19 protein-coding genes are annotated in these 19135 nt (G+C 71.7%); 12 read left to right on the top strand and 7 right to left on the bottom strand.

Annotated elements, in window-relative coordinates; translation table 11 throughout:
- Positions 1–71 precede the first annotated feature (71 nt).
- Complete coding sequence (locus tag BS73_RS18590) at positions 72–878, bottom strand: hypothetical protein (RefSeq protein WP_037573989.1); 807 nt, start codon at positions 876–878, stop codon at positions 72–74.
- A gap of 255 nt (positions 879–1133) precedes the next feature.
- A complete protein-coding gene (locus BS73_RS18585) occupies positions 1134–1442 on the bottom strand; it encodes a hypothetical protein (protein WP_037573988.1) in 309 nt (102 codons plus the stop codon).
- A 411-nt stretch (positions 1443–1853) separates the two neighbouring features.
- On the opposite strand from BS73_RS18585, the gene BS73_RS18580 reads away from it, so the two are divergent.
- Together BS73_RS18580 and BS73_RS18575 are read left to right on the top strand one after the other, a co-directional pair.
- Positions 1854–2849 (top strand): bifunctional lytic transglycosylase/C40 family peptidase, encoded by a 996-nt coding sequence (locus tag BS73_RS18580; RefSeq protein ID WP_322987277.1) that lies wholly within the window; start codon positions 1854–1856, stop codon positions 2847–2849.
- 238 nt (positions 2850–3087) lie between these two features.
- Positions 3088–3834: a phosphatase PAP2 family protein gene (locus tag BS73_RS18575; protein ID WP_037580116.1), complete on the top strand. Its 747-nt coding sequence runs from the start codon at positions 3088–3090 to the stop codon at positions 3832–3834.
- A 57-nt stretch (positions 3835–3891) separates the two neighbouring features.
- On the opposite strand, the gene BS73_RS18570 is transcribed toward BS73_RS18575, so the two are convergent.
- Positions 3892–5916, bottom strand: a complete 2025-nt coding sequence (locus tag BS73_RS18570; RefSeq protein ID WP_037573986.1) for a hypothetical protein — start codon at positions 5914–5916, stop codon at positions 3892–3894.
- Between the two features lie 13 nt (positions 5917–5929).
- Entirely contained in the window at positions 5930–6757 is an 828-nt protein-coding gene (locus tag BS73_RS38280; protein WP_161789678.1) for a nucleic acid/nucleotide deaminase domain-containing protein, read from the bottom strand.
- A gap of 168 nt (positions 6758–6925) precedes the next feature.
- Here BS73_RS38280 and BS73_RS18560 point away from each other — a divergent pair, with 168 nt between their 5' ends.
- The 4 genes from BS73_RS18560 (at position 6926) to BS73_RS18545 (ending at position 9730) form a co-directional block, all read left to right on the top strand.
- Positions 6926–7858, top strand: coding sequence for a nucleic acid/nucleotide deaminase domain-containing protein (locus BS73_RS18560; RefSeq protein WP_084704180.1), 933 nt, complete (start codon positions 6926–6928; stop codon positions 7856–7858).
- Positions 7859–7930: 72 nt separating this feature from the next.
- Entirely contained in the window at positions 7931–8497 is a 567-nt protein-coding gene (locus BS73_RS18555; protein ID WP_161789677.1) for an SUKH-4 family immunity protein, read from the top strand.
- A 44-nt stretch (positions 8498–8541) separates the two neighbouring features.
- Positions 8542–9117 (top strand): SUKH-4 family immunity protein, encoded by a 576-nt coding sequence (locus BS73_RS18550; protein ID WP_084704178.1) that lies wholly within the window; start codon positions 8542–8544, stop codon positions 9115–9117.
- A 43-nt stretch (positions 9118–9160) separates the two neighbouring features.
- The gene (locus BS73_RS18545) at positions 9161–9730 is read left to right on the top strand and encodes an SUKH-4 family immunity protein (protein WP_161789676.1); all 570 of its coding nucleotides are present in this window, start codon (positions 9161–9163) and stop codon (positions 9728–9730) included.
- A gap of 86 nt (positions 9731–9816) precedes the next feature.
- Here the strand turns inward: BS73_RS18545 and BS73_RS18540 are convergent, their stop codons facing one another.
- From BS73_RS18540 to BS73_RS38800, 3 genes are all read right to left on the bottom strand, one after another.
- Entirely contained in the window at positions 9817–10569 is a 753-nt protein-coding gene (locus BS73_RS18540) for a WXG100-like domain-containing protein (protein ID WP_152617650.1), read from the bottom strand.
- Between the two features lie 73 nt (positions 10570–10642).
- Positions 10643–12346, bottom strand: a complete 1704-nt coding sequence (locus tag BS73_RS18535) for an FAD-dependent oxidoreductase (protein ID WP_084704176.1) — start codon at positions 12344–12346, stop codon at positions 10643–10645.
- 129 nt (positions 12347–12475) lie between these two features.
- On the bottom strand, positions 12476–12661 hold the full coding sequence (locus BS73_RS38800) for a hypothetical protein (RefSeq protein WP_037573975.1): 186 nt from the start codon (positions 12659–12661) through the stop codon (positions 12476–12478).
- A gap of 102 nt (positions 12662–12763) precedes the next feature.
- Here BS73_RS38800 and BS73_RS18525 point away from each other — a divergent pair, with 102 nt between their 5' ends.
- The 6 genes from BS73_RS18525 to pstB all read left to right on the top strand — a co-directional run bounded on the left by BS73_RS18525 (position 12764) and on the right by pstB (position 19119).
- Entirely contained in the window at positions 12764–13702 is a 939-nt protein-coding gene (locus BS73_RS18525) for a LolA-like protein (protein ID WP_037573972.1), read from the top strand.
- A 199-nt stretch (positions 13703–13901) separates the two neighbouring features.
- A complete protein-coding gene (locus BS73_RS38795; RefSeq protein ID WP_152617649.1) occupies positions 13902–14108 on the top strand; it encodes a hypothetical protein in 207 nt (68 codons plus the stop codon).
- A 641-nt stretch (positions 14109–14749) separates the two neighbouring features.
- On the top strand, positions 14750–15883 hold the full coding sequence (pstS, locus tag BS73_RS18515; RefSeq protein WP_037573969.1) for a phosphate ABC transporter substrate-binding protein PstS: 1134 nt from the start codon (positions 14750–14752) through the stop codon (positions 15881–15883).
- 169 nt (positions 15884–16052) lie between these two features.
- Positions 16053–17225, top strand: a complete 1173-nt coding sequence (gene pstC, locus BS73_RS18510; protein ID WP_084704175.1) for a phosphate ABC transporter permease subunit PstC — start codon at positions 16053–16055, stop codon at positions 17223–17225.
- Positions 17225–18289, top strand: coding sequence for a phosphate ABC transporter permease PstA (pstA, locus tag BS73_RS18505; protein ID WP_037573967.1), 1065 nt, complete (start codon positions 17225–17227; stop codon positions 18287–18289). Before pstC ends, pstA begins: the two co-directional genes overlap by 1 nt.
- 53 nt (positions 18290–18342) lie before the next feature.
- Positions 18343–19119: a phosphate ABC transporter ATP-binding protein PstB gene (gene pstB, locus BS73_RS18500; protein ID WP_037573963.1), complete on the top strand. Its 777-nt coding sequence runs from the start codon at positions 18343–18345 to the stop codon at positions 19117–19119.
- Positions 19120–19135 lie beyond the last annotated feature (16 nt).

Raw genomic sequence — 19135 nt, 5'->3', positions numbered from 1 at the left:
CGATGGTGAGCACGGTCAGTTGGAGCACCGCCAGAGCGGACCCGAGCGTTCCCGCACGCAGCAGCTTGCGATCACCGCGCATAGCGGAACCCCCCGAACTGGTTGACCGCGCCGGCGATGGAGTCCGGGTTGGAGACGGTCTGGCTGCCGGTCACCGGCACTGGGCCGTCCTTCTGGGAGTAGCCGGACATCTTCCAGTCGCCGTTCACCCAGTGCAGCTGCAAGACGTCCGTGAACCAGTACTCAGTCACCGGGTTGGTGGAGCCCTGTCCGGCCAGACCGCCGAGTGAGTTCGCCCAGATCTCGACGGTGGCCTTTCCGCCGTCGTACGAGTCCACCTTGGTGCCGACCGGAATGGTGCGGGACACGAAGGTCATTCCGGTGGGCGGCAGACCGTTCTGCAGGCCGAAGCTCTTCGCCTGGCGTTCGTAAGCCTGGTCCGACTGGGCCTGCAGACCGGCTGTCACCGCGGGGTCGCCGATCGTGCTCAGGATCGTGTGCCGCGTGTTCGTGACGTACATGTCGGAGGACCCCAGCGCGACCGAGTAGTTCGCCGCCGCGCTCTGCGCCCCCTCCTCCGTCTGGGGGAAGCCCGTGGCGATCCCGTTGCTCGTGGTGCTGACCGGGTTGGTCCCGGTCGGGGCCGTCGGCGCCGATGACGCGCCGTCGGCGGAGCCTCCGCTCGCGGCGGTCGCGCCGCTGCCGGGACCGTTGCCGCGGTTGACCACCGCCACGATCACCACCAGCACGACCACCACGCCCAGCACCACGGCGAGCGTGCGGAGCCGCCGGTGCACGGGCGCACCGCCGGCCGCCGGGTCGCCGACAGGTAGCCGGGTACGGGTCTGCGGCTGTTCGTCGGGCGGCAAGGACGACATCTGCGGCGGCCCTCCTGGGACGAGGGAAGGACGGGTCCCGCTGGCTAACGGGAGCTGAGGGAAGCGGGCGTAGGCATTGTCAGCGGTGGGCGGTGTCACTGGTGTCGGGCGGCTCCGGCAGATCTGGTGCTGTCACTCGGGGGACGGGACGGTTGCGCTGAGGGACGGGCAGCGCGCCCGGCTACGGTGCGCTCCCCTGGTGGGAGAGTGCCATGGGACACCGGTGATCTGATGGATTGTCGGCTTAACAGTTCGTCAGATCGCCATCCCATACACAATGGTGAACAGTGTTCCCAGCGATCCGATGATGAACACGCCGGTGAGGCCCGCGATGATCAGGCCTTTCCCCTGCTCGGCGCTGAAGGTGTCACGCAGCGCGGTGGCACCGATCCGCTGCTTCGCCGCGCCCCAGATGGCGATCGCGAGGCAGGCCAGGATGGCCACGGCCATCACGACCTCGACCATGGTCCGGGCCTCGGAGCCCAGGCTGGCGAAGGGTCCCCAGTTGGGGGCGATGCCACCGATGATGGTGTTGATGTCGCCCTTGCTCGCGCTCAGATACATGTGTTGATCACCCGCCCGATCACGCATTCAAGGCCCTTCACCGCGGCCCGGAGAAGGGACTGCCCTATTGTCGGCCAAAACTGATGTCGACTTGGCTGCTTCTCGCAGGATGTTCTGTGAGGTCTGCGGCGTGTGGGCCAGGATGGCCCGCATGGGGACCGCGGCCGCACGGAGGAGCCTACCGTTTACTGTGTGTATCACCGCTGATTGCGCTCAGCAACGTACTGGGTCAGACTATGCGATGATTCCAGCACCTCCGCCCGGCGTGTACAGGGGGCATATGCTTGTGCGATCTGCCGTACTGCGCGCCCCCTTTGACGGACAGTCATCTCCCGGTCCGGCGTACGCCCCTTCGGGGCGTTGCTGATGGTACTCCGCCGCGCCTGGCTTGCCGCCGGAGCGGGAGCGGCCATGCTCGGGGCCTTCCTCGCGCTGCTGGTCGTGGGCACCTACACGGCGGCGGGCTCGCTCTCCACGGCCAACGGGGCGAGCAACCTCGCCACCGGAACGGTCCCCTCCGCCTACGCCGGGCTGATCCAGCAATGGGGCAGGAGCTGCTCGCAGTTGACGCCCCCGCTGCTCGCCGCCCAGCTCTACCAGGAGAGCGGCTTCAACCCGCGGGCCGTCAGCGGCGCCGGCGCCGAGGGCATCGCCCAGTTCATGCCGGGCACCTGGGCCACCCACGGCATCGACGCCAACGGCGACGGGACGGCGAACGTCTGGGACCCGCAGGACGCCATCCCCTCCGCCGCCGAATACGACTGCGAGCTGGCCAAGGAGGTGGCCAAGGAGGCCGGCGACCCCGTGTCCAACATGCTCGCCGCGTACAACGCCGGGCCGTACGCCGTGATCAGCTCGGACGGGGTGCCGGGAATCAGCCAGACCCAGAACTACGTGACGCGGATCAAGTCGCTCGCGCAGAGCTTCACCGCGACCACCACGGTCTCCTACTCCGGCCAGGCCGCCGGGGCGATCTACTACGCGCAGAGCAAGCTGGGCACCCCGTACCTGTGGGGCGGGGAGGGGCTGGCCTCGCAGGGCTACCGCTTCGACTGCTCGGGCCTCACCCAGGCGGCGTACGCCAGCGTCGGGATCAAGCTGCCCCGGGTGGCCAACGACCAGTGGTACGCCGGGCCGCACCCCTCGCGCAGCCAGCTCCAGCCGGGGGACCTGGTCTTCTACGCCACCGACCTCAACGATCCGCGGAGCATCCACCACGTCGGGATCTACGTGGGCGGCGGCTACATGATCGACGCCCCGCACACCGGGGCCTCGGTGCGGTACGACCCCGTCTTCCAGCCGGACTACATCGGGGCCACCCGGGTCACCGCCAGCGGGGCGTCGGCGCTGCCGGCCCTCCAGCCGGACGGCTCGATCGCGAACGGCGCCTCGCCGGCGACCGGGTGAGCCGGGGCGCCCCTGGCGGGCGGCGAAGCGCGGCGCAGCGCACAGCTGTGGCGGTGCGGTGAGCTGAGCGTCACGTTCTGGTAACTTCCGGGGCTTCCGGAACCCTATGTGCCATTCGCGCCGTTGTGTCCGTCGGCGGAGGAGGACACTTGGTCCGGACGAAAGCCGGGCGCCACCCCGACGTGGCAGCCGGGCCGACTACCGAGGACGAACGTGGAGGTGCGGTGTGCAGGTCCTGATGGCGGACGGTAGTCCCGACGCCGCCCTGGTCGAGGGGATCAACGGGATCTCCGGGCATCTTCCGGGGTTCCTGGACAGCTTCCTCAGCTTCTGCGGCGAGTACGGGCTGCCGCTGGCCTCGGTGGCGATGGTCGTCGTCACCTGGATGTGGGCCCGGCGCCAGGCCCGCCCGCTGAACACGGTGGCCGGGGTCTCCTGGGCACTGCTGGGCGGCGTCGTCGCGCTGATGCTGAACGTGCCGGTACGGGCGCTGGTCGCCCGGCCGCGGCCGTTCGTCGAGTATCCGGACCAGGTGAAGCCGCTGGTCGAGCACGCCGCCAACGGCTCCTTCGCCAGCGACCACGCGACGTTCACCATGGCCGTGGCCGTCGGGCTGCTCCTGGTGCACCGCAAGTACGGGCTGATCGCCGGCGGGATCGCGCTGGCCGAGGGGTTCCTGCGGGTCTTCATGGGCGTCCACTACCCGTCCGACATCATCGGCGGGTACGCCCTCGCGGCGGCGACCGTGCTGCTGCTGGCGCCGCTCGCGATGGCCCTGCTGGTGCCGTCGGCCCATCGGCTCTCCGCGACGCGGATCGGACCGGCGCTGGCGGCGGCGGTGCCGGCGGCCGGCCCGGCCGGCCCGGCCGGGGAGCTGCCCCGGCAACGTCGCGGCGGGCGCCGGGGGCGGGGATCGCGCGGGCGCGCCGGCGGCGGGCGCGGTCGTGATCACGACCCGGAGGCGAACCAGCACCTGGCGGCGTAGCCGCCGAGATTGTTCGCGGTCCGCATCCGGCGGCGGAGTCCGCGTGGCAACGCAGGCTCAGGCGTGGAGTCTGATGGCGACCAAGCCGTCGGGTAGTCCCGCCACCAGGGTCGTGGGAGACGTGAAGGTCAGGGCCACGGCGGGAGCGCCGACGCGAAGTTCCAGGGTGCCGACCCGGATGGTTCCGTCCGCCCAGGCCACGGCGGTGGCGCCGGTCGGGTCCGCGAGGGCGACCGCGGTCACCGGCGAGGGGCGGGAGTCCGCGGTTCCTGCGGGCGCCGGCGCCGAGCCCGGTGACCAGAGCCGGACGGTGCCGTCCGCACCCCCGGAGAGCAGCAGGGGGATCCCCCGATCGGCCTCCGGATCGGGCCGGAGCAGAACCGCCGCCAGGCAGTTGACCGGGCCGGTGTGCAGCCGCTCGGCGTGCTCGCCCCAGCGGACCACTCCCTTGGCGCCCTCGTCCGGATCCGCGAGCGGTGAGTCGAGCGGGACGATCTCGCCGTCCGGGGCGCAGAGCAGAGCGGCGGGGGCGAAGTCGGCCAGTCGGCCGTGCTCGGCGAGGGTCGCTCCGGTCTCGGGGTCGAGTCCGCGTACGGCGCCCTCCTCGTCGGAGACCAGCAGCTGACCGGAGTGCCGGTGCCGCCCGAGGGTGAGGGCGGTCGCCGCGCCGAAGTCCCAGCGTGCCCACTCGGCGTGCCATCCGGGGCCGCCCGACTCGTCCGAGACGGCGAGCAACGGGTCCGCTGCCGGTTGGGCCGTCCCGCCGAGCACCCGGAGGCGCAGTATCGCCGCACGTTCTCCCGCCGAAGGGGCCGCCAGCAGCGCACGGCCGGCATCCGCCCAGGCCCGCCGCAGGTGGGTCACGAGGCCGGCCGCGGCCTCGACGGACGGCTCGTCAGCGCCATCCGCTTCGAAGGCCGCCGTGACGGCGAGCGGATCGGAATGGGCCAGGAAGACCACGTCCCCCAGCAGTTCCCGGCTGCGCCCCGCACGTACCGCGTGGGCGAGGAGACGTCCCAGACGCTGCGGGCCGGCGGCGGCGAAGTCGAGCCCGCCGTCCGCCGTCCGCGGTACCGACCGGGCCAGGGCGAGCAGCGCGGCTTCGTGGTCGCCGGCTCCGGCCGACCACGAGGCGGCCTGGGCCGCCGGCAGTCCGTGCGGCAGGCGCCAGGCGTCCCGGCTCGGGGTGTCCGGCGGCAGCAGAGCGGCCGCCCGGTGGACGAGTTCGGCGCCTCCGCTGCCCGGCAGCAGCGCCCACTCCTCCAGGTCGGCCGAGGCCCCCTCGGGCGCGATCGCCCCCAACGCCAGGATCGTCGGCCGCAGTTCCCCGGGGATCGAAGCCCACCAGGCGTCCAGCGCAGCCGCACCCGCACCTGCACCCCCGCCCGCACCCGCGCCCGCACTCACGCTCGCCGAGCGTCTTGCCAGCCGCGTCAGCTGCGCCAGCCCGGGGTTCGGATACGTCTCCTCCGGGCCGAAAGCGGGCTCGCCGCTCTCCGGGCTCCCCGGGAGGGCCGCGTACCAGCGGGCGAAGGCGTCCCGGTCCGTCCAGCGCTCGTCGTCCAGGTCCAGCACCGCCGGTGCGAGGACGCCGCCGGCGCCGTCGAAGGCCTGCGGTCCGACTCCGTCCACGACCATCCGCACCTGGGGCAGCCCGGCAAGCGGCAGCAGCAGACGGGACATCAGCTCCGCAGGACGGGCGGAGCGATCCACTTCGGCGACCAGCAATACGGCCGGCCGGGTGTCCTCGGCGATCTCCGCGACCAGCGTCTCCGCCTCGGCGCCCGCGCTGCCGCCCGTCAGGTTGAGCTGCTCGGCCAGCAGCCACGAGGCCGATCGCACGGTGTGCCCGGCCGCCGGGAGGATCGCATGGGGCCTGTGCGGCGTGGGCGCGGCCGGGTCGAGCCCCGCGGTGGCCAGCCAGGAGAGCAGGTGGGTGCGCCCGCTCCCGGGCGACCCGGCGAGGAGGCAGAGGCGGGGCGCTGCGGGGTCCTCCAGCCAGCGGAGCAGCGCCAGTCCAGCGGGCCGCCGCCCCGCGCCGAGGGGAGGAAGCCGGCGGGGTATGCCGTCGTCGGCGTTCACTTGGGCGGCCCGCCTATCGCCTGGACTCGGACTCGGCCTGGTCGACGAGGTACTGGATGAGCTCCTTGACGCCCTCCTCGCGTGACTCCGCGGTGGTCCCGTAGTCGAAGCGGTGGGTGAACTCGGCGTTGGGGAAGCCGTTCGCCATCCACAGCGCGCAGTAGTGGCCGGGCATCAGGCAGGGTTCCAGCTCGGAGTAGACCCGGACCACGTCCTGGCCGCTGACGCCGGCCTCGATGAGCTGGTCGGCCAGCATCTCCTCCGGATGCGGAAGGCCCGGCGCGGTCTGCGCGGTGAGGATCCTCTTCTCGCCCGTCTCCCGGTCGATGTACTCGACGGCCGCCGAGAAGGGGGCCAGCAGCTGGTGGCGGATGTCGTCCAGCACCAGCGGCCACCAGTTCTCCCGCTCGGCGAAGGCACTGGGGTCGTCGGCCGTCAACTGGTCGCGCAGCAGGCGGTACTCGTCGAAGGCGGCGTCCTGGCCGTGCTGTTGGAAGGCCTCGCGGATCCGTGGAAGCGCCTCGTCGAGGGCCACAAGACCGGCGGCGAAGGCCGGGAGGGCGGCGTTGACGGCGCGGGGCGGCAGGCTGATCCGGCCGTAGTCCAGGACCACCGAGCCGTCGCCGGCCAGCTGGATGGGTGCGGCCGGATCGTGGCCGAGGACGAGCGGGTGCTGCTCGTCGGGGGACTGGGCGTCCTCCTCGGCCTCGAAGTAGGGATCGACCTCGCGCGGCAGGCCGATACGGGTACTCAACTCCCCGCCGGGGGCGTACGGGAACCGCTGGAGCCCGGCCTCTCCGAACCGGGCCAGCAGCGCCTTCTCCACCTGCTGTGTGCTCACGTCGCCGAGCGTACCGGCCCCCTGCGACAGGGGGCAGCCGCTGCGGCGACAGGGACCTCCGGGAATTCCAACTGGCCCTGAGAGCCAATGCGTTGACGCTCCGTCAGAGGCCGTGCGAGCATCCTGTGACGATTGTCCTATAACCGGCACGGGGGCGGTGCGGTCGCGATGACGTTGGGGAAACGGGTCCGGGGGGCTCTCGAAGACGGTCTCAAGCCCGCCGTCCGCAAGATCGCGAAGACCACCGAGGGCGCCGTCCGCTCGGTCGGCCACGGCTTCGAACGGGTCGCCGAGAACACCGAGGCCAACGAGAAGGAGGTCACCGGCGGCCTCCGCAAGTACTTCATCCACGACGACGGCAAGGTCGAAAGGCTGGACAACGGCGCCCTCCACGCCCTGTCGAACGACGACCGCAAGGCGCTGGGCAATCTGATCGACAAGCACGACCAGGTCAGGGACCCCACCGACGAGGAGATGGACGAGCTCTTCAACGCCCGGAGGATGACGCGGAAGAAGGACCGGGAGCGGTTCGCCCCGGACGACCCGAACGCGCTGAGGGTGAAGAGCAACAAGATCAAGGGCCCCACCGAGCTCTCGAACGCCACCGAGGAGGCCAGGCGCGCCACCGGGGACTACGGCCACGGCAACTACGCCGCGCTCAAGTACCGGGACGAGAGCGGGAACGAGTTCGCCGTCGTGGGCCGGAGCAGCTACGCGCGCAACCACTCGGAGCGCTCCATAGGCAAACCCTTCCTGCGCGCCGGAAAGGCCTCCGGCGTCCGGGAGGTGTACACGGAGCGGGCGCCCTGCGACGACGGGAAGATCGGGTCCAACTGCGACCTGTGGCTCGGCCGCTACTTCAAGAGGGAGAACCCTGATCTCCAGGTCTCCCACGGAGTGGACTACACCAGTGCGACGCCGAAGGAGACACGCGACCTCGGTCACTCGGCCTACGTCGACCAGCTCACCCAGGACCACAAGGCCGGAAACTACGGCGGCACCATGGGCACCGCCGACTTCGACGCCAGGGGAGCCCAGCAGTACGCCCAGGCGCAGGCCCAGGCGCAGGCCGGGGGCGGCAGGCAACGTCAGGGCATCTGACGCCTTCGACCGGAGGGCCCGGATAGCATCGCCGGGCAAGCAAGTGAACTCAGCCTGGAGGGAACCGGGACCGTGCTGGTAGCTGTGGACTGGCGGATCGTTCAAGGGCAACTGCCCCGTGGCCACCTGTTGAGGTTCCGGCCGGAGTTCGCGGCCGAGGTGTGGCCGGCGGCCGAGGACGCTCGATTCGCCAGCGAGGTCGGACTGCCGTACTGCCGGGGCCTGTTCCGCATCCAGCCCGAGCTCGCGGTGAACGATCCGGACAGTCCCCGGATGGCCTTCCTGCCACCGCTGCCGGACGGGGCCTCCTTGCAGGTGGACACGGAGCAGGGCCGTCTCCAACGGCTGGGATCGGTGTTCGGCGCACGGCTGTACGTCGGCCTGGAGGACGGCAGGATCTGGGTGAAGGACCCGGACGGCTACGAGGACCACGAACTGATCCACGGCGATCTGTCCTCGCTGGCGTACCTGCTCTACAAGCTCGACGTGGAGCGCCCCGCCGAGGCGAATCCGACCCCCCGGGACTGGCTGGACGCCGAGGGCTTCATCCGGGAGGACACCACACGCTGGGACCCGATCCCCTTCGCCGACAAGGACGGTTACTGGGAACGGTTCCTGGAGCACTGGGCCACGATCTGAGCCCTCCGCCCGGGCCGCCGGAACCCGACCGAGGGAGGGCGAACGTGCTGGTGACGGCTGCGTGGCAGCGGGTTGTGGAGAACCTTCCGCGAGGAGCGCTCCTGCGATTCCGACCGGAGTTCGCGCGGCGGGTGTGGATGGACCCCGGGGATCTGCGGTTCGCGACGGAAGTGGGCGTTTCCTATGCCAAGGGGTTGTTCTGTCCGTTCACCTCGCTGATCGACCGCGATCCGGCGACGCCGGACATCGCCTTCACCCCGCGCGAGGACGTCCCGGATCCGGTAGCGACCCCTCACGGCCGTTTCCAGCAGCTCGGTGAGCTGTACGGCGGAGACCTGTACGTCGACCTGGGTGACGGCGGGATCTGGATCAGCCATCCGGACCGGCACGACGAGGGCGAATACGAGCTGATCAACGGCGATCTCTCCTCGCTGGCCTATGTGCTGTACAAACTGGAGGCCGAGTCCCCCACCCGCGACATGGAGATTCCGGGCGTCGCGGACTGGCAGGCGGCGATGGAGGTCATCCGCGAGCACACGGACAACTGGGACCGGATCCCCTTCGCGTCCAAGAAGGGGTTCTGGTCGGAGTTCATGGATTCGTACATCGAGTACTACTAGCCGGGCCGGGCCGGGCCAGGCCAGGGCAGACGGGGTGGCGGACGTGCTGACAGCGGTCGAGTGGCAGCGGGTGGTCGACACCGAGCCGCGGGGTGCGCTGGTCAGGTTTCGTCGGGAGTTCGCCGAGCGGGTGTGGAGCGATCCGGAGGACGTCCGGTTCGCCACCGAGATCGGGGTCTGCCACTCCGACGGGCTGTTCCAGGCCTTCACCTCGGTGATCGACCGCGATCCCGAGACCGACGACAGCTGCGTCACCGAGGCGGACGAGGTCCCGGAGCCCGTGGACACCCCCAAGGGCCGGTTGCAGCAGCTCGGTTGGATGATGGGCGGGCGTACCTTCGTCAGTCTCGACGACGGCACGATCTGGCGGAGCGCCCCGGACCTGGGCGTGGACCACGAGCTGGTCAACAGCGATCTGTCCTCGCTGGCCTACGTGCTCTACAAGGTGATGGCGGAGGCGCCGACGCGCACCGAGGAGCTGCCCTCCCCGGAGGACTGGGAGGGGGCCGAGAACCTGATCCGCGAGGACACCAGGCGCTGGGACCCGGTGCCGTTCTCCGACGCGGACGGCTTCTGGTCGCGCTTCCTCGACGAGTACCAGATGTACTACTGAGCGAACGCGAGCCCGCCCGAGCCGATCCCGAACCCGAGCCGATCCCGAGCCGATCCCGAACCGGCCCCGCCCCCCGCCCCACCCGCTCAGCCGAAGTCGAGGGCTGACATCTTCGTCGAGAAGGCCTCCGCGTGCTGGCTGAAGGCGTCGGCGTGGGAGTGGACGATGGCCGCGTGCTGGCGCAGCTGCTCCGGGTGGATTCGGTAGCCGGAGCCCGCCGCGCCGCCGCCGGCCCCGCCCGGCGCGGTCGGGACGCCCAGCGCGGAGCCCACGGCCTTGAAGACGAAGCCCTCGACGGCCCGCTCTATCACCGGCTCCAGCTGCTTGATGCCGGCCTCCAGCAGCTCGCCCATGATGTACTGCTCGACCTGCTGCTCAAGGAACTTGATGGCCTTCTTGCCGGCGTACACGATGGCCGCCTCGGCGGCCTCGGCGAGGCCGAAGGTGGCGACCGCGGCGGCCTGGTCGGCGATGAACGAGGCCGCGAGGGCCACCAACTCGGCTATCGCCACGCCCTTCTGGGCGACTATGTAGTCTGCGGCGGCGTGCAGCGCGGTCGAGGCCACGTGGCAGGCCTCGGTGAGCTCGTTGAGGTGGTTGTTCGACATGTCCACCCAGCGCTGCATCATCTGCTCGTACGAGGCCGCCTGGTAGGCCTCGTTGGCGCGCTGCATCGCCTGGGTGGCGTCCGCGTGGGTGTTCTTCAGGTTGTCGGCGAACTCGTCGACCAGCTTCGCCACCTCGCGCACCGAGTCCTCGTTGATCGACGGCCAGTCGATCCCGATGAACTGCAGGAACTGCACGACCTCGGACGGTGGGTCCAGTGCCACAACGCTCACCCCGTCAACTCCGCTGTCACCGCTGTCGGTTCTCAGTATCGACAGGGAACAGGGGGTGCACCAGCAACCCGGCTCAGATCGCCTGCGGGAAGGTGAACAGCCGTCCCGGGTCGTACTGGTGCTTCACCGTCGCCAGGCGGGCGGCGTTCGCGCCGTAGTACGCCTGGCGCCACTTCGCCAGCCGGGGGTCGAGGTAGTTCTGGTACGCCTGGCCGCTGGCGTAAGGACGCATCGCGGACCAGGTCCCGTCCAGCCAGGCATGCGAGCGGGAGACCACGGAACCGTTGAGCCGGGACGGGTAGTTGGCGATGTACTGGGCGATGAAGAGGCCGTTGCGGTGGACGAACGCGGTGTCCTGCGCGCGGACCCGGCCGATCGCCCCGCCCAGCACGTCGAACGCGACCGCCGCGCTCCCGCCCGCCGCCACCGCGCCGGAGCGCGCGTACCGCTCGACCGCCGCCGCCAGCGCCTTCGCGCCCGCGGTCGGCAGGGTGCGGGTGAAGACGTCCGAGCGGGCCGCGTACGACTGCCGGACCACCCTGCCCGCCGGATTCTGTCCGGGCAGGCCGCCCGGCAGATGGGCCTGCGCCTCCGACCAGCCCAGCACCCCGCCCATCACCTGCATGGTCGCCAGGTACGGCCGCGAGTTGACGACCCGTGAGGAGGGCTCCGCGCCGACGTCCCGGACCAGCGAGGTGAGGTGGTTCTCCAGCTCGGTGGTCGACCCGCCGAGGAGGTTGGCCCCCACGCTGACCGACAGCACGCCCTTCTCCGAGCAGGCCAGATGGAGGTTGGCCCACAGCGCGTCCGGTGCCGAGGGCGCCCAGCGCTGCCAGCCCTCGACCACCGCCGCCGCCCGCGACCACGGCCAGTTCAGGAAGGCGTAGGAGCAGGACTCGGCCGGGTGGGTGCGGAAACCGAGCGAGGTGACGATTCCGAAGTTGCCGCCCCCGCCGCCGCGCAGCGCCCAGAACAGGTCGGGCTCGGCGGAGGCGCTCGCCGTCCGCACCCTCCCGTCCGCCGTGACGATCTCAGCCGAGGTCAGGCTGTCGCAGGTCAGCCCGTACGCCCGCCCGGTGACCCCGACGCCGCCGCCCAGGGTCAGACCGGTGACGCCGACGGTCGGGCAGGAGCCCGCCGGGATGGTGGCGCCGTGCGCGGCCAGCCCGGTGTAGACGTCGATCAGCCGGGCGCCGGCCCCGATCACCGCCTCCCCGCTGCGCGCCGAGATGCCGTTGAGGGCGCTGACGTCCACCACCAGACCGGTGCTGCCGGACCAGCCGGCGTAGCTGTGGCCGCCGCAGCGGGCGGCGATCGGCAGCCGGAAGCGGCGGGCGAAGCCGATGCAGGCGGCGACGTCGTGAGTGCTGCGGACGTAGGCGACACCGGACGGGTGGATGCCGTCGAACTGCGGCTGGAAGAGATGCGAGGCGCTGGAGTACCGCCGGTCGCCGGGGCGGACCAGTGCGCCGGAGGGCAGTTCGCGGGCGAGCGCGTTCCAGTCGGCGGTGCTCGGGCCCGAGGCGGCGGCGGCCGCGGTGCCGCGGGTGCTCGCGGCCCCGCCCGGCCCCGCCCCCGGCGTGCCGTCCGCGGAGGAGGGGGCGGAGGCGCCGGCCGCGCTGCCGCGGGCGTGCGCGGACGAGCAGCCCGCGAGCGCCGGGCCCGCGCCCGCGACGGCCAGCCCCAGGCCGGTGCCCCAGCGGAGCGCCGCGCGCCGGCTCGGCCGTTCGGCCGCCGCGGCGGTGTCGGTCGCGGGTTCAGCGGGCTCCACCGGCATGAACTGACCACCTTTCAGATCGTCCTGGGGATCATTCTTCCGAGGTTCGAGAATGAGTTCCCACACCTGGGACGCCGAAAGTGGCCTGCATGGTTGTCGGCTACACGTCAGCTACACCTCAGCCATACGTCAGCGGCCGTGCTCGGCCGCGTCCGAGCGCGCCCGGTCGCGGGACCGCCGCGCCGGGGCGGACCACCCGCAGGAGCAGCGGGCCACCGCGAAGGAGCCCCGCTCGGTGACGGTGACCTGGTGGCCGGGCGGGTCATCGGCCCCGGCCGGCCCGTTCTCGTCACGCTCTTCGCGCAGGCTGTGCACGGCTCCACCGTAACCCTCGCGGCGTAACCGGCCCGCGTGAGGCCTCGTTAGCAGTCCGCCGGGGGACGGACGGTTCGGATCTGGCCGAGGGAGCTGTAGGCAGTGGCCGAGGGACATCAGCAGAACAGGGCATACCGACACCGGGCGGCCGGGACCGCCGGGACCGCAGCGGCCGCCGCAGCCGCCGTGCTGGCCGCGGTCGGCCTGCTGGCCGGCTGCTCGGCCGGGCAGGGCGGCAGCGGCGGCAGCGGCGCCGGCGCCACGGGCACCGGCCCGGGCGGGACCGGCGGGTCCGCCGGCGGCGACAGCGCGCTGGTCAGCTCGGACCATCTGGCCGCCGACCCGCTGACGGCGGTCCGCAACGCCGCCGACAACACCGGCCACAGCGGCTCGGTGCAGGACGCCACGACCCTCCGCACGGTCTCCGCCGACAAGCACGTCACCCTGAAGGGCACCGGCGGCTACGACTACACCAGCCGCACCGGGCAGCTGGTGGTCGACCTGCCCGCCGGCGGCAAGCTCACCGAGGTGGTCACCCCCGGCACGGTCTACATGCTCAACCGCAGCAACGCCGTGCCGGCTGGGAAGTGGGTGAAGCTGGACGTCCGCGAGCTCTCCGACGGCAACCTGGTGAGCAGCGGCGCCACCAACCCGGTGGACGCGGCCTCCGCGCTGCGCGGGGCGACCAGCGCGACCAAGGTCGGCACCGAGCGGATCGGCGGGGTCGCCGCGACCCACTACACCGGCACCCTGGACCTGGCGAGGGCCGCCCAGGCGACCGGCGGGCCCTCGGGCTACGGCCTGTCCTCCGGCGCGCGGGCGTTCACCGACAAGCAGGTGCCGTACCAGGTCTGGCTGGATCCGCACGGGCGGATCCTGCGGGTGGTCGAGGTGTTCACCTTCGCCAGGACGGCGGGCTCCAGCAAGCCGGCCGACCAGGTGCGGGTCACCTCGCAGAGCGATTTCTCCGGCTTCGGCGAGGCCGTGCGCCCGAGCGTGCCCTCGGCTTCGGAGATCTACACCGGCCCGGCCAAGAAGTAGCCGCGGCCGGAGGACCCGCCCAGGACGAGTTCGCCAACGCGCTTGGCTAGTCCGGAAATGGTCCTGATGTGTCATGTCGCGTCGCGCGCCGCGCCCTAGGCTGTAAGGGGTCGGCTACCCAACGTTCCAGTCTTGCCCGACCGGCGATCTTCCCAGGATGTGCAGGCGCCCCGGGGGCGAGTACGAGGAGGCGGTGCGCGTGGCTTCTCCGCGCGGCGGGGCGCATGACCCCGTGGCCCTCGACGAGATCGAGCTGTACGGCGAGCTGATGATCGCGGCGGCGGCGACCGGTGAGGAGCGGCTGCCGAAGGACCGCATCGACGAGGTGCTACGGGTGGGGGACGCGAAACCCCCGTCATCCCCACCCGAGGCCAGAGTCCCCACCCCGCGAGACCCCGCGGCCTGACCCCCACCTCCCCGCGTCGGCGCACACCGAATTGCCGCTGCCTGCGCGGTGCGCTGCCCCGCTTCCGGCGGCTGCCGGGCCGATCGCGCGGTGCGCTGCCCCGCCTTCGGCGGCTGCCGGGCCGACCGCGCGGTGCGCTTCCTCGCTTCCGGCGGCCGCGGGGCCGATCGCGCGCTGCGCTGCCCCGCTTCCGGCGACTGCCGGGCCGACCGCGCGGTGCGCTGCCCCGCCTTCGGCTGCCGCGGGGCCGATCGCGCGCTGCGCTGCCCCGCCTTCGGCTGCTGCCGGGCCGTTCCGCCGGGCCCTGTGCGCCGCCGCTGCGCAACCGCGCATCCGCGCCGCCGCGCCGCCGCGCCGGCGAGGCCCGCGCGGCCGGGGGCGATCGCCCCGCGCCCGCGCCCCGCGCCGGTTGTCTTGACCGGTTTGTGCCGTCGCCGTGTTGAAACCGTTACTACCGGACGCGTACGCCTGTCGTCCGATCGAGGTTCACTCTCCGTTCATACGTGCCCGCCTGACGCTTCACCTGCCCGGCCTACGGTCACCGGTGTTGGTGGCCCCTGGGGCCGCCCGACCACGGCAATCAGCCCCGCCCCGGCCTGCGTATCCAAGCCGAACCCGGGGCACCCAGAAAGGGACACCAGGTGAAGCTCCAGCGGAACGGCCGGACCAAGGCCCTCGCCATCGGAACCCTGGCGGTCGTCGGCTCGCTGACGCTCGCGGCGTGCGGTTCTGACAACAACTCCAACGCCTCCAGCGGGTCGTCCTCGGCAGCCTCCGGCAGCGCCGCCAGCGCCTCTTGTGGAAGCGGTCAGCTCCTCGCCGCCGGCTCTACCGCCCAGAAGAATGCGATGGACATCTGGTCGCGGGACTACCAGCAGCAGTGCTCCGGCACCACCATCAACTACCAGGGCACCGGATCCAGCGCCGGCCGCGCCAGCTTCCTCTCCGGCAAGCTCTCCTTCGCCGGCTCGGACGCCGCCATGAAGGCCGACGAGATCGCCAAGTCCAAGTCCGCCTGCGGCGGCCAGGGCCAGGCGATCAACCTGCCGATGGTCGGCGGCCCGATCGCGATCGGCTACAACCTGCCCGGCGTGAAGAACCTCGTGCTGGACGCCCCCACCCTGGCCAAGATCTTCAGCGGCAAGATCAAGACCTGGAACGACCCGGCGATCAAGAAGCTGAACCCCAGCGCCTCGCTGCCGTCGACGGCCATCCAGACCTTCCACCGCTCGGACGGCTCCGGCACCAGCGCCAACTTCACCGCGTACCTGAAGGCCGCCGCCGGCAGCGACTGGAGCTACGGCGCCAACTCCAACTGGCCGGCCCCCGGCGGCCAGGCCGCCCAGGGCTCCTCGGGCCTCGCCGCCCAGGTGAAGCAGGTCGCCGGCTCCATCTCCTACTTCGAGATGTCCTACGCCACCGCCAGCGGCATCACCACCGCCTCGCTCGACAACGGCTCCGGCAGCCCGGTGGCGATCTCCACCGCGGCCGCCGCGAAGTCCCTGGCGAACGCCAAGGTCATCGGCACCAACGGCGACCTGGCCCTGCAGCTCGACTACGCCGACAAGACCCCGGGCGCGTACCCGCTGTCGCTGGTGACCTACGAGATCGTCTGCGACAAGGGCAACAAGTCCTCGACGCTGCCCGCGCTGAAGGGCTTCCTGAACTACGCCGCCAGCGACGCCGGCCAGCAGGCCGTCACCTCGGCCGGCTACATGCAGCTGCCGGCCTCCATCACCGACAAGCTCAAGACCGCCATCAGCAGCCTGAAGTGACGCCGGTGCCGCCGCCGGCCGCCCGGCCGCCGGCGGCACCGCAGCAAGCAGCAAGCAGCACCCAGCACCACTCCCCAGTTCCGGTGCACCGCCGCCACGGTGCCGGCCGCCGCCCCCCGCCCCCACCCGGGGCGGGAGCGCGGCCGGCGCCCACCCGACCGGAGAAGCCATGGAGATTCCCCGCACTCCCTCGCGCCACGGACCGGCGCCGGGAGCCGACCTGACCGGTAACCGGCCCCAGTCCCCGCAGGCCCCGCAGCCCAGCGGGCAGCAGCCGGCCGATTCGCCGTCCGCCCCGACCCCCGCCCCGGCGCCCGCGGCATCGCCGCAGCCCGCCGCCCCGGACGCCGGCGTCGGCGCCGCCCCGGACGCCGTCCCCCCGCTCGCCGTCGACACCCGCCCCCGCCGGCGCGGTGTCCGCCTCGGCGACACCCTGTTCTTCAACGCCTCCCGCGGCTCCGGCATCCTGCTGCTGGTGATCATGGCCGCGATCGCGGTCTTCCTGATCTACCGCGCGGTCAACGCCATCTCGGCCGACCACGGCAACTTCATCACCACCTTCGAGTGGAGCCCGGACCTCACGCCGCCGCACTTCGGCATCGCGGTCCTGGCCTTCGGCACGCTGGTCAGCTCGGCCATCGCGATGGTCATCGCGGTGCCGATCGCGCTCGGCATCGCGCTGTTCATCTCGCACTACGCCCCGCGCCGGCTGGCCCAGCCGCTCGGCTACCTGATCGACCTGCTGGCCGCCGTGCCCAGCATCGTCTTCGGCCTGTGGGGCGCGCTCTTCCTGGCGCCGCACATGCTCGGCGTGAACACCTGGCTGAACCAGTACTTCGGCTGGACGTACATCTTCCGCCAGCAGTCGCCCGGCTCGGCCCCGCGCTCGCTCTTCACCGTGTCCATCGTGCTGGCGATCATGATCCTGCCGATCGTCACCGCGGTCAGCCGCGAGGTCTTCCGCCAGGTGCCGAGGGCCCACGAGGAGGCCGCGCTGGCCCTCGGCGCCACCCGCTGGGAGGTCGTCCGCACGGCGGTGCTGCCCTTCGGCCGGTCCGGAGTGATCAGCGCCTCGATGCTCGGCCTCGGCCGCGCGCTGGGCGAGACCATGGCGGTGGCCGTGGTCCTGTCGCCCAGTTTCGTGCTGTCCGGCCACCTCACCGACCCGGGCGGCGGCACCATCGCGCAGAACATCGCCTCGCAGTTCAACGAGGCCGGGCCGATGGGCCGGGACGCGCTGATCGCCTCCGGCATGGTCCTCTTCGTCATCACCCTGCTGGTCAACGGCGCCGCACGGCTGATCATCGCGCGCCGCAAGGATTACTCGGGGGCGAACGCCTGATGGTTGCCCAGACCCTCGCCCCCGAAGGGCGCCTGTCGCTCCGTCAGCGCAGGCTGCCGCGCTGGACCCCGTGGCTCTCCGCGGTCGCCTCGATCGCCCTCGGCATCGCCGTCGGCGCCGGCGCCGGTCTCCACAGCAAGATCCAGTGGGGCCTGATCGCCGTCGTGATCTTCCTCGGCGGGCAGTGGGTGCTCTCCGCCGCCGTCGAGGGCCGCCGGCAGGCCCGCGACCGGCTGGCCACCAACCTGGTCTGGTCGGCCTTCATCCTCGCCGTCATCCCGCTGATCGCGCTGCTCTGGTACACGATCCAGCAGGGCGCCTCGCACATCAACGCGGACTTCCTCACCCACTCGATGAACGGGGTGCTGGCCACCGACACCACCGGCGGCCTCTACCACGCGCTGATCGGCTCGCTGGAGCAGATCGCCCTGTCCACCGTGATCGCCGCGCCGATCGGCGTGCTGACCGCGGTCTACCTGGTCGAGTACGGGAACGGCAGCCGGCTGGCGAAGGCCGTGACCTTCTTCGTGGACGTGATGACCGGCGTGCCGTCGATCGTCGCCGGCCTCTTCGTCCTCTCCTTCTGGATCATCCTGCTCAACCTGCCGTACTCCGGCTTCGCCGGTTCGATCGCGCTGGCCATCCTGATGATGCCGGTGGTCGTCCGGTCGACCGAGGAGATGCTGCGGCTGGTCCCCAACGAGCTGCGCGAGGCGGGCCTCGCCCTGGGCGTGCCCCGCTGGAAGATGATCATTCGCGTGGTCATCCCGACCGCGCTCGGCGGAATCGTCACCGGTGTGATGCTCGCCATCGCCCGGATCACCGGCGAGACCGCCCCGGTGCTGCTGCTGGTCTTCGGCAGCCAGGTGATCAACACCGACCCGTTCAACAACCCGCAGCAGAACCTGCCGCTCTTCGTCTACCAGGAGTACGCCCTGGGGACCACCCAGTCCGAGGCCAAGGCCTGGGCCGGAGCGCTGGTGCTGATCGCGGTGGTGATGATCCTCAACCTGGTCGCCCGCGGGATCGCCCGCTGGAAGGCCCCCAAGGCCGCCGGCCGATGATCGCCGATCGCCGATCGCAGACAGCTCGTCAACTCACAGGAAGTGTCACCACCATGGCCAAGCGCATCGACGTCAGCGGCCTGAACGCCTACTACGGCGGCACCCTCGCCGTCGAGGACATCTCGATGACCGTCGAGCCCCGTTCGGTCACCGCCTTCATCGGCCCCTCGGGCTGCGGCAAGTCCACCTTCCTCCGCACCCTGAACCGGATGCACGAGGTCATCCCCGGGGCCCGGGTGGAGGGCAAGGTCCTCCTGGACGACGAGGACCTCTACGCCAGCGGGGTCGACCCGGTCGCCGTCCGGCGGACGGTCGGCATGGTCTTCCAGCGGCCGAACCCGTTCCCCACCATGTCCATCCGCGACAACGTCGCCGCCGGTCTGCGCCTCAACGGCGTCCGCAACCGGAAGATGATCGACGAGGCGGTCGAGCGCTCGCTGCGCGGCGCGAACCTCTGGAACGAGGTCAAGGACCGCCTGGACAAGCCGGGCGCCGGCCTCTCCGGCGGCCAGCAGCAGCGTCTCTGCATCGCCCGGGCGATCGCGGTGGAGCCGGCCGTCCTCCTCATGGACGAGCCCTGCTCCGCGCTGGACCCGATCTCCACCCTCGCCATCGAGGACCTGATCGACCAGCTCAAGGAGCGGTTCACGATCGTCATCGTGACCCACAACATGCAGCAGGCGGCGCGGGTCAGCGACCGCACCGCCTTCTTCAACCTGGCCGCCGTCGGCCAGCCGGGCCGCCTGGTCGAGATCGACTCCACCGAGAAGATCTTCTCCAACCCGTCCGTCCCGGCCACCGAGGACTACATCTCCGGCCGCTTCGGCTGACCGGCCGCGCCGCTGG

This window comes from Phaeacidiphilus oryzae TH49, from assembly GCF_000744815.1.
GTDB lineage: Bacteria > Actinomycetota > Actinomycetes > Streptomycetales > Streptomycetaceae > Phaeacidiphilus > Phaeacidiphilus oryzae.
This window is presented reverse-complemented; position numbering and strand designations above follow the sequence as displayed.